Genomic DNA, 12,161 nt, shown 5'->3' with positions numbered 1-12,161 from the left:
GTCCTGCTGGTCTGCGGGTTGATTACTGATAGGTTAATGAGAACCAGGCCTGGGCGTTGGCCGCGCCGCCGGTGACCTGGCGTCCGGTCGCCCGATATTTGGCGACGAAATTTAGCGTCGTCGGTCCGCGGTAGAGCGGCACCCAGCGATCCGGCGGACGATTGAGAGGCAGCTGCTGGCCGTGACTGTCGAACAGCGCGATGCCGATCCCGCTGGCGATCCCCGGGCCTTCACCCACCGACAGCACGTCGGGGTTTTTGCCGTCAGCCACGCCGTGAAATGCCACCCCGACATGCTGGCTGACTGCCGTACTGCAATCCTGTAAATGAATCGTGAAAGGGATCGGGTTGCTGTCTTCGCCCACGTCGTGAAATCGGTTACTGCTGATCTGTCCCAGATTGACCGTCATCTGCCGATCGCCGGCTTCGACGCGGCAGGAACTGGCCATGATCAGGCCCTGAAAGCGCATGCTGCCCCCCGGCAGCGTGACGTTCCACTGATTACCGGCCAGCGCCAGCGGAGGCAGCAGCAGTAGCAGACCCGATTTCATTCCCTGCATCGTTTCACCCCGGTTGCAAAATTAAGCGCGGGCCCTCCTGGCCCGGATGGCTTCCTTGCCTGATGTTTGCCTTACTCGTACTGCACTTTGAAGGTGGCGTCAGCGTTCGCGATACCGGCGGTCGCGGCGCCAGTGGCGTAGTAACGTGCCTGGAACGGAATGATGTTGGTGCCGTCATTCAGCGTGGTGGCTGCGCTGAAGGTGGCGCCGTCCAGCGCCAGCGGCGTGCCGGTGTTGTCGAGGATCTGCACGCCGACGTTGGTCGCGCTGCCGGCGGCAGAGTTTTGCAGCGCCAGAACGGTGGTATTGCTGCTGTCGATGGCCGTACCGGCGAAGGCGACGGACGCTTTGGTTGCTACCGTGGTGTCGCAATCATCCAGCTGAATGTTGAAACCAACGGACGAACTGGTGCTCCCCGCCGTGGCCAGCTTCGCGGAACGCACCTGGCCCAACTGGACGGTTTGATCGATAGAGCCGGCATCCACCGCACAGGCCGCGTTAACGACTTCCCCTTTAAAATGGACGGTCCCGCCGTTAACCGTGGTGGTATCGGCCAGGGCCGCCGCGGAGCTCAGAGACAGGGCTGACACAACAATCATTGCCAGTGTTTTGATTTTCATACTGTTTTCCTTTGAACGATGTCGAAATAACGAACCGGATTGGCAGCCGTTGTGCCTTCCAGGCATTTCAGATTTCAGCCGAGTGGTCTGGCTGCCGGCTCTGCACAGTTTTCGCCCAACCGATGAGACAATTGGGGCCATTTTGACTCGTTGAGATAAACGATCTGTTCGTTGTTTAATCTTGCCTGTTTTCCGGTATTAAAATCTGTTTAATGTGGTTTTATTGGTTATTTAATCTGGTGATGTTAGCGAGAGTGCGAAAGGAAGAGAGATACCGCTGGCGAAGGCGCGCCAATGCAACGGGAGGGCAGGGTGGGGAAAAGTGCGTAATTGACGCTTTAAAAATATATTAAAAACATGTAGTTAATAATTTTTCTGCAGAAATATGGCGTGGTGAGTTGCAAAATATGTCAAAACATTTTTATGATATAAACAGTTTGGCCCCAATTGACCTGTTCACGGTTTATTTTTTTAATTAAATTCAATCAGTTGTATCAATTCCCGATTCTGCAATGCTTTCTCCAATAAGATTATTTCTTTCCCATATTCCAGCGAAACGCGCCGCATTGCTGGCGGTGTAGCGTACCGTGTGTCGAATATTACGATGACCGAGGTAATCCTGGATCAAACGGGTATCTGTACCTCTTTCCGCCAGTTCGTAGCCGCAGGCGTGACGCAGCATATGGGGGTGGGTCTGCGTCACGGTACCCGCCTTTTCCCCGGCGGAGCGAATAATACGATACGCCTGCTGGCGTGAGAGCGGGGTCCCGCGACGGGAGATAAAAAGCGCGTCGGTTTTGGCCGCCGCTTTCCAGCCGGCGCGGACCTGACTCCAGCGCTCAATGGCCTCACGTTCATCAAAGCGCAGCGGGTGAATAGTTGAAAAACCGTTCTTCAACCGCCGCACATTGACCCGGCCTTCCCGTAGATCCAGATCGTGATAGTGCAGATCCAGCAGTTCGCTGATGCGCATCCCGTGGCGAAAGGCGAGAAGGATGAGGCAGTAGTCCCGCTCGCCGGTGGCGCCCTGACGCGCGGCCTGCATCATAGCCTGAACTTCTTTGGCGGTAAGAAAACGACGTCGGTTCACAATAATTACTCCTGAAAAAGAGGTGAGGGGTCGTCATGGCGAAACCATACGCCATGACGGAAAAGATCCGTAATGTAAGAACGGTACAAGGTGAAGGCGATTAACCACGTATAGATAGCATATTATATTTACAGCCAGTCAAAATATCGCCTGGCGATAATTCTTAATTTTAGAGATTTTAAGCAAGGTCACAATAGATCTGCTCGGGTTTTATAGCATGTGCATAAAATAAAAGGGATTTTTCACTCGGTAGATTTTAAAAAATAGCGGGATGGATTTTTAGCCAACAATAAAGAATCACGGCAAAACCGGAATTAATACAGGGTCAATTTAACGATGAGACCGCAGGATTAAATAAGAACTTGCGGGAACAGTAATCATAATTAACTGAGGGTTAATTTATTGCTATTTAATTTCCCCGCAACGCGGTACAACGCCATCCGTGGCGTCAGGCTTACTGAAGCAGCGACAGGCGCTGTTTGTCGCGCGTATTGTCCCAGATACCATAGAAGCGTCCCGCGTTGCTGGCGGTATACCAGACGGTATGGCGAATATTGCGGTGTCCGAGATAGTCCTGGATCAGACGGGTATCGATACCCATATTGGCCAGCGCAAAGCCACAGGAGTGGCGCAGCATGTGCGGGTGGATCTCCAGCGGCAATCCCGCCTGGTCGCCAGAGGAGGCGATAATTTGATAAAACTGCTGGCGGGAAAGGGGATTGCCTTTGCGGGAGAGAAATAGCCACTCGCTGGCGGCCTGCGGCCAGGTGTTGCGAATGGCCAGCCAGCGCTTTAGGGCGTGGATCTCTTTATTCAGCAAAGGGTGGGTGGTCGAAAACCCCTTTTTTAGCCGATGGATATAAACGCAGCGGGAAGCAAGGTCGATATCGGATATTCTCAGGCGACAGATCTCGCTGGCGCGCAGACCATGGATGAAGCACAGCAGCGTCAGGCAATAATTACGTGCGGCATAGGGACCGCTATCGGCGGCTTTAAGTAGCGACTCGATTTCATTCTGAGTCAGGAAGTTCCTTTTTTTTATCTCGGCGTTATTCGTCATAGTGTTCCCTTTTATGGCAGGCAAATATTACGCTTTACAGGCCTGCGTCAGGTCATTGTTAAATGCGACTGCCTTTTTATTTTTTAACAGCGTGCTGATAACGTTTTTATTTGCTACGGGAGCATGCGGTATCATGGGCTATCGCCATCCCCAGCGATAAGACGCCGTATGCTGAAGGGTAAAGAAAGGGTTAGCTGGTTGAACTGGCGAATCTTTCCTGGAGGTTTCCACGTCCTGTACATCCCTGATCCTCTTGATGATGCCCGCTTGATGATGAAGGCACTGGCTTCCGGCCACGGCAAGGCGGCCATCAATGCCGTCATGATTTATTTCCCGGCTGTCGGGGCGGCACGGCGTCAGCCAGCCGGCCTCCCGTATCTCAGCGACGGGAATGGCATGAGTAATTTCTCAGACAGAATACAACCTTGAACCGTCTGGATAGCATTCACTGCAAAACTACAACAGAGATTAAACCATACTGCAAAAAGCCTGGGGATAATAGCCATTGTCTCTGTGAGGGCACTTTAGGTCTTATTTAACGGGTTGAGCTTAATCTTAATGGTGCTGTGGGAGCGTGGGCGGTAATCGGCGGAAGCGGTGATATCAGGCGGTGGGTATAAGAGAGGCATAGGCTGCAGACTGGTGTGGGTAATATTCTGCGGCGAGTTAAGAATAAAGAGCAGGTAGGGGATAGACACGACGGTCCGGTGTCGCAGGCGGTGTTAAAGGCTCCGGTGGCAGAAGTCCGCGATCTGATATCCACCGGAGCAGGCTGACTTACCATTTTTCGTCGCGGGCTTCCTGACGACCTTCGCGGCGGTTTTCCCGCTTATCGTGACGGCAGCTGGCGTTGCTTTGATTATTATTTCTGACGCACTCTTGCTTGGTTTCACGGCCCTGCTCGCGGCTATCCTGGCGGATATCGCGAGCGTCCTGGCGCTGGTCGCTGCGCCAGGTCGCCTGCGCCGAAAGCGAGGGCGTCAGCAGCGCGACGCACACCAGGGCGAGTAAGCATCTTTTCATGGGGGGGCCTTAGGTTTGATAAATACAATAAATTATTAGCATTAATCGATAGAATTATCATATATTTCAGCAGAGAATAGCACGAAATGCATCGCCGCTGGCAGCAAGTTTGTTTTTTATTAAACAAGTTTGTTGACGAATTCATTCTTAAATTAGCAATCCATAATACGATATTAGTATCATGATTTTCGTATCAGGTATAAACTGAAGGGATTAATTGTCTTGATATTTATCAAGTTAATTAAATGCACATATTGTCGGTGTTTTAATTGCGTGCAATATTCACCTCATGAGTTTTTTCTCATCTCACAAGCTAAGTGGATAAATAAATAAAAGGAACTATTTTATGAAGCGTTTAACTATTGCTGCAGCAGTACTGTCTACGGTATTTATGAGCGCCGGCGCTTTTGCGGAAACTGACCAGGGCGAGGTTATTATCACCGGGCGCGTTGTGGGTACGACATGTCAATTTCTTGACGGGAATAACTCTACGACCATTACGATGAACCAGGTGGGACAGGAAAGTCTTGCCGGCCTGAGTGCCGGCGCCACCTATACCGGTATTAAAAACAGCACCACGGTGCCATTAAAATTAAAATGTACCGGTAAGCCGCCAAAAATAAGCCTGGCGCGTAACCAGTTTGATACGACTTACCCGAACATTACGAAAAATACCGTAACGGGCGGCGCATCCGGCGTCGGCTTTGTGGTGACGGCAAATAACGCCGAACTGAACGCCGACTCGCTGATCTCGCTCAATGGCGAACCCGATGAAAATGGTGTTTATACCATTGATTTTTCAGCACAGTATGCGCTGGTGGCTCAGGGGTCTTCCGTCACCCAGGGCGATGTAGAGTCGACCGTTACGCTGACCGTGGTAACCGAGTGATGTGGTAACCCGGCGTAACGCAGAGCGTTCGCCGGGTCTCTGTTTACATGGAGTGAAAGAGATGAAAGGATTCATTCTGCTGCTACTGACATTTTTCATCATCCCTGCGCAGGCGGGTATTGTGATCTATGGAACGCGTGTTATTTATCCGGCCGGTAAAAATGAGGTGATGGTACAGTTAATGAATCGCGGCGATCGCGGCGCCCTGGTTCAGGCGTGGATCGACGACAGTAATACATCCATTACTCCGGAGAACATTCGTGTTCCTTTTCTTATCTCCCCGCCGGTGGTGCGCGTCAGAGCCAATACCGGCCAGCAGCTTAAAATTAAAGCATTATCCAATACGTTACCGCGAAACCAGGAGAGTTTATTTTATCTCAATGTCCTCGATATCCCACCCAATGCCAGCGTGAATGATGGTAAAAATGTGGTGAAGTTTGCAATACAAAACCGGATCAAGCTGTTTTATCGCCCGGAAGGTGTCACTGGCGTTACGCAGGCCAGTTTTCATCATTTAGTCCTGCAGCAAAAAGGCAAAAACTTGTTCCTACAAAATAACAGCGCTAACTGGATCACTATTCCCGAAATTAAAACCAATAACGTTAAGGGAAACAGTAAAGCCATTATGCTGGCACCATTTTCTCAGCAAATGATCACCCTCGGCGGCAGCGTCGCCAGACAGTACAAAATAACTCTTATTGATGATTACGGAAATTATATTAGTGATAGCATCAGCGTAAAATAAAAAGAGGTGGTTATGTTAAGGATGACATCACTGGCCCTGGCGATTATTGCATCATTATTTGCTGAAGCCCTGGCAGCAGAAGAGACCTTTGATACCAACTTTATGTTCGGAGGAATGAAAGGGGTCAAAGACAGTCACTATCAGTTTACAGATGACGCGCTGGTTGCGGGCGAATATAACCTGGATGTATATGTCAATAATAAGTGGCGTGGGAAGTATGACCTGACGGTGAAGGAGCAGCCAGGGGAAAGCTGCCTGTCATTATCCCAGCTGCAGCAGCTCGGTATTAAGACCGAGGGGCTGAACAAAAAGGCTCAGGCGCAATGCATCACGTTGCGCCAGGCGGTGCAGGGTGGAAAATACCATTTTGATATCTCCACCCTGACCCTCGAGCTCAGCGTTCCGCAGGCGTTTGTTGATGAACTGGAGGAGGGCTATGCTTCCCCGGAAAGCTGGGACCGCGGGGTTAACGCCTTCTACACGTCCTATTATGCCAGTCAGTATTACAGCGATTATAAAAGCGCCGGGAATACCAAAAGCAGCTTTGCCCGCTTTACCAGCGGCTTAAATCTATTGGGATGGCAACTGCACTCTGACGCAAGCTATAACAACAATGATTCTGGTTCGGGTGAATGGAAGAGTAACACGCTCTATCTGGAACGAGGCTTCGGCGAGATAGAAAGTACGTTTCGCGCCGGGGATATGTACACGTCAGGGGATATTTTCGACACCGTGCGTTTTCGCGGGGTGCGCTTATATCGCGACATGCAGATGTTGCCCAACTCCAGGCGCAACTTTACGCCGATAGTCCAGGGGATTGCGCAAAGCAATGCCCTGGTGACCATTGAGCAAAATGGTTTCGTCATTTATCAGAAAGAGGTGCCGCCCGGTCCCTTTGCGATTGCTGATTTACAGATGGCCGGCGGCGGGGCCGACCTTGACGTGAGCATCAAGGAAGCGGACGGGACGGTCACCCGCTATCTGGTGCCCTTTTCTTCTGTACCCAATATGCTGCAGGCTGGCGTCTCGAAATACGATCTTGCTGCCGGGCGCAGCCATATCGAAGGGGCCGATCGGCAGGCTGATTTTATTCAGGGTAGCTATCTGTATGGTGTGAATAATCTGCTCACGCTGTACGGCGGTTCGATGCTGTCCAATCACTATTCGGCTTTTACCCTCGGGACGGGCTGGAATACCTGGCTCGGCGCGATCTCTGTCGACGCCACTCAGTCGCATAGCGAACAGGATGATGGCACCTACGATGGTCAAAGCTATCAGGTGGCCTACAGTAAATTCCTGACCCCAACCCAGACCCGTTTTGGCCTGGCGGCCTACCGCTATTCGAGCCGGGATTTCCGCACCTTTAACGATCACGTGTGGGCGAAGAACAGAACTCATTATCACCGTGACGAAAACGATATCTATGATATTGCCGATTATTATCAATATGATTTCGGTAGAAAAAACTCGCTGTCGGTCAATTTAAGCCAGGCGCTGCCGGCGGGCTATGGCGCGATCTCCCTGAGCGCCCTGTGGCGCGACTACTGGGGAAAAAGCGGCAGTAATAAAGATTATCAGCTGGGGTACTCAAACACCTGGCAGCGGCTGACCTATACGCTATCGGCCAGCCAGACCTATGACGATTATCACCACCAGGATAAGCGGTTTAACCTGTATTTCTCTATTCCGTTCAGCTGGGGGGACGATCTGACCACGCCGCGCCGTCGGTTGAATCTGTCGAACTCCACCACCTTTGATAATAGTGGCTTTGCCTCCAATAACACCGGACTCAACGGCATTGCCGGCTCCCGCGATCAGTTCAGCTACGGGGTTAACCTCAGCCATCAGCAGCAAAATAATGAAACCGCCGCGGGGGCGAATCTCACCTGGAATGCGCCGCTGGCGACCCTGAGCGGCAGCTATAGCCAGTCGTCAAACTACACGCAGGCCAGCGGGAGTCTCTCCGGTGGCGTGGTGCTCTGGTCCGGGGGCATCAATCTGGCGAATCGATTATCAGATACCTTCGCGATTTTGCAGGCGCCGGGCCTGGAGGGGGCTCGGGTGAATGGGCAGAAATATCGCACCACTAACGGGAAAGGGATTGTGCTCTATGACAACCTCACGCCGTTCCGTGAAAACGCGCTGATGCTGGATGTGTCGGATTCCCACAGCACCACGGAGCTGAAAGGCAATCGGAAAATGGTGGCCCCGTATCGGGGGGCTGTGGTGGTCAGCCACTTTGATACCGACCAGCGTAAGCCGTGGTTGATTCATGCCCGACAAGCCGCGGGCGAGCCGCTGCCGTTTGGTTATGAAATCGAGGATAACCTCGGGCACAACGTCGGGGTCGTGGGGCAGGGCAGCTTATTATATATCCGCACGGATACGATTCCGTCGACGCTGAAAGTGGCTGTCGATAAAGCAAAAAATCAGTACTGCACGATCACCTTTAAGCAAAACATTGATGAAGCGCAGACCTACGTCTGCCGGTAAAGGACTATGACGATGAGATGGCTACTGTTTCTGCTGTTCACCTTCAGCACTTTTGGCGCCTGGGCAGGGAATTGCGACCTGAACACCAGTTATATCCAGAAAGGGATCGAAGGTTACGGTATCTATATTTTCAAACCCGTGACCCTCTCCGGCACACTGGCGTTACGCGAGGGCACCTTTCCCAATGATGACTGGCTGTTTGTTTGTCAGTCATTAGAGAATGTCGTTATTACCCTGACGGGCGAAGCGCAGCACAGCACCGAGTATAATTTTCTGGTGGGTAATGAAAAATATAAAATTAAATTCGACCTGTCGCCGCATAATTTGTCTGGCAAAGATTTTACCACCAATGCCCACTATAAATTGTCGGATATTTTCACCGATACCGCCTCGATTGACTATGCCATCAGTCAGGGCGAGGTCGCGGGCAGGCCGGTGATCACTCCTGGACAGCCGTTTACGGTAAGTTATAAGCTTAATCTGAGGTACTGTCAGAACAAGGACAAAACGTGCACTGACATCCCCATCACCTATATTTTCCATATTATTCTGCAGATCAACGTGATGACCTGTGGCTTTGATAACCCGACGACGGAAATTAATATGGGTGATTATAATTTCATCGATATTAAACAGGGGACCGTAGATTACCGCCCGGAGATGATCTATATCGATTGCCGGCAGGGGGACTCCGGTATGCTGCAGCTGACGCCGGGCAAAATTGAGTACACCTTCCGGAGCGCATCGCTTCTGAAAAACGGCCTGGTGTTAGCTAACGATGAAGAGTCGTCCGCGACCGGGGCTGGTGAGGTTGGATTCCGTATTCAGGATGCCAACGGCGCGGATATCCAGTATGACAATGGCTACCTGTACGAATCGCCTCAGGCCGCCACCCAGGGGAAAAATCCCATCATTCTCAACATCAAGCCCATGAAATATGGTGAGAATATCCGTACCGGAACAATCAAGAGCCGGGTCATTATCGTGGTGAATAACAACTAATCCCGCTTTGCCGTCGGCGGCGCTCCAGGCTAATGTTATCCCAAACGGTCAGGGAAGGCGTACCGCTCACCCTGGCCGGGAGGGCCGGTACACCGCTCGCCGGAGGTGAGAGGTGCGTCCGGCGGTTTACGTCTTTGCACCATGGCATATTGATGAATACTCCGTTTGCGCAACGCGACTGGCGCCTGCTGGCCGTCGGGAGCGGCGGCCTTCTTCTGCTGGCCGCCGGCATCACCTTGCACAGCCACTGGGGCGACTTCCTCCAGTGGTGCCTCGCCACGCAAATTACCTTGCATCGCTATCTGGTGATGTACCTTCTGCTGCTGAACAACCATCAGTACAGCGGCGGCGTCTGGCTGCTGGTGGGCGCTTTTCTCTACGGCGTGCTCCACGCTATCGGACCGGGCCACGGCAAGTTTATCGTCACCACTTACCTGAGCACCAATCAGGAGAGCCTGACCGCGGCGCGGGTGGTGCCTTTTCTCGGCAGCCTGCTGCAGGGCGTCAGCGCCATCCTGTTTGTCTTTATTCTCGCGGTGGGGCTGAATCTGGCCGCTGGCGATCTCAGCGCCAGCCGCTGGTACGTCGAGAAGATCAGCGCCCTGACCATCGCCGCCTTTGGGGTTTACGTTATCTGTCGTGCGCTGCAGAGCCTGCTGCCGGGTAAAAGGAGAATACGCGCCCTGAGGCCGGCGCATCAGCATGATGCCTCGTGCTGCTGCGGGCACCACGGCGTGGGACACGACCTGCAGGGCGCCGACTGGAAGACACGCCTGGGCGTGGTGCTGGCCATCGGCGCCCGGCCCTGCAGCGGAGCGATTATGATCCTGCTGTTCGCCAACGCGCTGGGGATCGTCAGCTGGGGCATCGCCGCGGTGATGACCATGGCGCTGGGCACCGCGCTGTCGATCCTTGGTCTGTCGCTGGCGGTGCACTATGCCCGTCACCGTACCGTCAACCGGCTGACGGCGACCAGCCGTCCGCGGCCCTGGCTGGTGCCGCTGGTGAAGATCCTCGGCGGGCTGGCGCTGATCCTCTTTGCCGCGGGATTGTTTTTCACCGTGGTGCCGATCAGCGCTAACGGCGACTTTATCGCCGCCGGCTGTTAACGGCTCTCCAGCAGGCGCATCAATACCCGCAGCGCCTGATCCAGCTGCTGGCGCTCGCCATCGCTGAGCCCCGCCAGCAGCTGCCGTTCATTATCGACATGGGTCTCCACCGCTTCATCGATGCGTTCACGTCCGGCGGGCGTCAGGGCGACCAGCATACTGCGGGCGTCTTCCGGATTGGGCAGGCGGGTAATAAATCCGCGTTTCTCCAGCGCCTTCAGGCGATGAGTCATGGTGCCGGAGGTGATCATCAGCGTGGAGAAGAGCTGGGTAGGCGAAAGAATGAACGGCGCCCCGGCGCGGCGCAGCGTCGCCAGCATGTCAAACTCCCAGCGCACCAGCTCATGGCGTGTAAAAGCCACTTCCACCTGCGGCTCCAGCAGCATGGCGCATCGTTTCAGACGGCCAATTGGCCCCATTGGGCTGCAGTCGAGGTCTGGCCGCTCCCGCTGCCACTGGGCAAGGATCCGATCAACGGCGTCGATCGGCGGTGATTTGTCCATCAGTGCTCACTTGTCTTGATATCAAGATAATTGCGTGTACATACTTGCGGCACCAATTTAACTTGAAGTGAAGATAAAATCATGGCTTTTCTCTCGCGTAGTCTGATGCTCGACCTGCTGCTCACGGCGCTGGCGCCCGCTATCTGGGGGACGACCTACATCGTCACCTCCCAGTTTCTTCCCCCCGACCGGCCGTTTATCGCCGCCCTGCTGAGGGTTTTGCCGGCAGGCATCGCCCTGCTGATCTGGAGCCGCCGCTTTCCACAGCGCGGCGAATGGCTAAAGCTTATCGTTTCCGGCATCTTAAATATCGGCGCATTTCAGGCGCTGCTGTTTATCGCCGCCTATCGCTTACCCGGCGGTCTGGCGGCAGTGATTGGCGCGATCCAGCCGCTGCTGGTGATGCTTCTCGCCTGGTGCGTAGACCGGCAGCGCTCGCCCTGGCTGGCGGTATTCTCAGCCCTCGCCGGCATACTCGGTATGGCCATGCTGCTGCTGTCGCCGCGCACCGTCCTCGACCCGCTGGGCATCGGCGCGGCGTTTCTCGGGGCGATCAGTATGGCGCTGGGCACCTGGCTCTCCCGCCGCTGGGCGCTCTCCCTGCCGATCGTCGCGTTAACCGGCTGGCAGCTGGCGATCGGCGGGGTGGTGCTGGCGCCCGTGGCGCTGATCGTTGATCCCCCTTTACATCAGGTGACAGCGCTGCAGGTGGCCGGCTATCTGTGGCTGTGCGTGGCGGGCGCGATGCTGGCCTATGGCCTGTGGTTCCGGGGGATTGGCCGCCTCTCGCCGGTGGCGGTATCGGCAATGAGCCTGCTGAGCCCGGTGACCGCCGTGGTGTTGGGGTGGATTTTCCTTGGCCAAAAGATCCAGGGGATGGCGCTGGTCGGGCTGATCGTGGTGCTGGCGAGCGTGTTGTCTATTCAGCGCGCGCTGGCGCGTCAGGCGGCGGGGGCAAAAACGAAAAAAGCCCCATAACGGGGCTCGACATTGCTGTGTGCGGGGTGGGCGGCGGGAGCCAGACCAGCCGCCCGCAGGCGGCCTGTCCGGCAGCTCCCTCTGCAACCA

Annotated in this window: 13 protein-coding genes; 7 read left to right on the top strand and 6 right to left on the bottom strand. The window is 54.3% G+C overall.

Features of this window, described 5'->3' with window-relative positions; translation table 11 throughout:
* Nucleotides 1–22: 22 nt before the first annotated feature.
* The 4 genes from GQR96_RS20280 to fimB all read right to left on the bottom strand — a co-directional run bounded on the left by GQR96_RS20280 (nt 23) and on the right by fimB (nt 3,329).
* On the bottom strand, nt 23–559 hold the full coding sequence (locus tag GQR96_RS20280) for a type 1 fimbrial minor subunit FimI (RefSeq protein WP_004205362.1): 537 nt from the start codon (nt 557–559) through the stop codon (nt 23–25).
* Nucleotides 560–630: 71 nt separating this feature from the next.
* Complete coding sequence (gene fimA, locus GQR96_RS20275) at nt 631–1,179, bottom strand: type 1 fimbrial major subunit FimA (RefSeq protein ID WP_004205364.1); 549 nt, start codon at nt 1,177–1,179, stop codon at nt 631–633.
* Between the two features lie 481 nt (nt 1,180–1,660).
* Nucleotides 1,661–2,269: a type 1 fimbria switch DNA invertase FimE gene (gene fimE, locus GQR96_RS20270; protein WP_065905384.1), complete on the bottom strand. Its 609-nt coding sequence runs from the start codon at nt 2,267–2,269 to the stop codon at nt 1,661–1,663.
* Between the two features lie 454 nt (nt 2,270–2,723).
* Nucleotides 2,724–3,329: a type 1 fimbria switch DNA invertase FimB gene (gene fimB, locus GQR96_RS20265; protein ID WP_004205366.1), complete on the bottom strand. Its 606-nt coding sequence runs from the start codon at nt 3,327–3,329 to the stop codon at nt 2,724–2,726.
* A 168-nt stretch (nt 3,330–3,497) separates the two neighbouring features.
* On the opposite strand from fimB, the gene GQR96_RS20260 reads away from it, so the two are divergent.
* On the top strand, nt 3,498–3,758 hold the full coding sequence (locus tag GQR96_RS20260) for a hypothetical protein (RefSeq protein WP_004205367.1): 261 nt from the start codon (nt 3,498–3,500) through the stop codon (nt 3,756–3,758).
* Between the two features lie 348 nt (nt 3,759–4,106).
* On the opposite strand, the gene GQR96_RS20255 is transcribed toward GQR96_RS20260, so the two are convergent.
* Entirely contained in the window at nt 4,107–4,352 is a 246-nt protein-coding gene (locus tag GQR96_RS20255) for a hypothetical protein (RefSeq protein WP_004205369.1), read from the bottom strand.
* Nucleotides 4,353–4,698: 346 nt separating this feature from the next.
* On the opposite strand from GQR96_RS20255, the gene yehD reads away from it, so the two are divergent.
* The 5 genes from yehD to GQR96_RS20230 all read left to right on the top strand — a co-directional run bounded on the left by yehD (nt 4,699) and on the right by GQR96_RS20230 (nt 10,590).
* Complete coding sequence (yehD, locus tag GQR96_RS20250; protein WP_004205371.1) at nt 4,699–5,241, top strand: fimbrial protein YehD; 543 nt, start codon at nt 4,699–4,701, stop codon at nt 5,239–5,241.
* Nucleotides 5,242–5,302: 61 nt separating this feature from the next.
* Nucleotides 5,303–5,986, top strand: coding sequence for a fimbria/pilus periplasmic chaperone (locus GQR96_RS20245; protein WP_004205373.1), 684 nt, complete (start codon nt 5,303–5,305; stop codon nt 5,984–5,986).
* 12 nt (nt 5,987–5,998) lie between these two features.
* On the top strand, nt 5,999–8,479 hold the full coding sequence (locus GQR96_RS20240; protein ID WP_065905382.1) for a fimbrial biogenesis outer membrane usher protein: 2,481 nt from the start codon (nt 5,999–6,001) through the stop codon (nt 8,477–8,479).
* Nucleotides 8,480–8,491: 12 nt separating this feature from the next.
* Nucleotides 8,492–9,481, top strand: a complete 990-nt coding sequence (locus GQR96_RS20235; protein ID WP_065905378.1) for a fimbrial protein — start codon at nt 8,492–8,494, stop codon at nt 9,479–9,481.
* Nucleotides 9,482–9,633: 152 nt separating this feature from the next.
* Nucleotides 9,634–10,590, top strand: a complete 957-nt coding sequence (locus tag GQR96_RS20230; protein WP_065905376.1) for a nickel/cobalt transporter — start codon at nt 9,634–9,636, stop codon at nt 10,588–10,590.
* On the opposite strand, the gene GQR96_RS20225 is transcribed toward GQR96_RS20230, so the two are convergent.
* Nucleotides 10,587–11,093, bottom strand: coding sequence for a MarR family winged helix-turn-helix transcriptional regulator (locus GQR96_RS20225; RefSeq protein WP_004205381.1), 507 nt, complete (start codon nt 11,091–11,093; stop codon nt 10,587–10,589). The two genes, GQR96_RS20230 and GQR96_RS20225, sit on opposite strands and share 4 nt — an antisense overlap.
* A gap of 81 nt (nt 11,094–11,174) precedes the next feature.
* On the opposite strand from GQR96_RS20225, the gene GQR96_RS20220 reads away from it, so the two are divergent.
* Complete coding sequence (locus GQR96_RS20220) at nt 11,175–12,071, top strand: EamA family transporter (protein ID WP_065905375.1); 897 nt, start codon at nt 11,175–11,177, stop codon at nt 12,069–12,071.
* Nucleotides 12,072–12,161 lie beyond the last annotated feature (90 nt).

Source organism: Klebsiella sp. PCX, assembly GCF_021869705.1.
GTDB classification, from domain to species: Bacteria; Pseudomonadota; Gammaproteobacteria; order Enterobacterales; family Enterobacteriaceae; genus Klebsiella; species Klebsiella quasipneumoniae.
This window is presented reverse-complemented; position numbering and strand designations above follow the sequence as displayed.

Bases quoted from the DNA above. Each gene is read 5' to 3' on its own strand.
- GQR96_RS20220 (WP_065905375.1), top strand. From the start codon at position 11,175: ATGGCTTTTCTCTCGCGTAGTCTGATGCTCGACCTGCTGCTCACGGCG.
- GQR96_RS20260 (WP_004205367.1), top strand. From the start codon at position 3,498: ATGCTGAAGGGTAAAGAAAGGGTTAGCTGGTTGAACTGGCGAATCTTT.
- fimA (WP_004205364.1), bottom strand. From the start codon at position 1,179: ATGAAAATCAAAACACTGGCAATGATTGTTGTGTCAGCCCTGTCTCTG.
- GQR96_RS20280 (WP_004205362.1), bottom strand. From the start codon at position 559: ATGCAGGGAATGAAATCGGGTCTGCTACTGCTGCTGCCTCCGCTGGCG.
- GQR96_RS20240 (WP_065905382.1), top strand. From the start codon at position 5,999: ATGTTAAGGATGACATCACTGGCCCTGGCGATTATTGCATCATTATTT.
- fimB (WP_004205366.1), bottom strand. From the start codon at position 3,329: ATGACGAATAACGCCGAGATAAAAAAAAGGAACTTCCTGACTCAGAAT.
- GQR96_RS20225 (WP_004205381.1), bottom strand. From the start codon at position 11,093: ATGGACAAATCACCGCCGATCGACGCCGTTGATCGGATCCTTGCCCAG.
- GQR96_RS20235 (WP_065905378.1), top strand. From the start codon at position 8,492: ATGAGATGGCTACTGTTTCTGCTGTTCACCTTCAGCACTTTTGGCGCC.
- yehD (WP_004205371.1), top strand. From the start codon at position 4,699: ATGAAGCGTTTAACTATTGCTGCAGCAGTACTGTCTACGGTATTTATG.
- GQR96_RS20255 (WP_004205369.1), bottom strand. From the start codon at position 4,352: ATGAAAAGATGCTTACTCGCCCTGGTGTGCGTCGCGCTGCTGACGCCC.
- GQR96_RS20230 (WP_065905376.1), top strand. From the start codon at position 9,634: ATGAATACTCCGTTTGCGCAACGCGACTGGCGCCTGCTGGCCGTCGGG.
- GQR96_RS20245 (WP_004205373.1), top strand. From the start codon at position 5,303: ATGAAAGGATTCATTCTGCTGCTACTGACATTTTTCATCATCCCTGCG.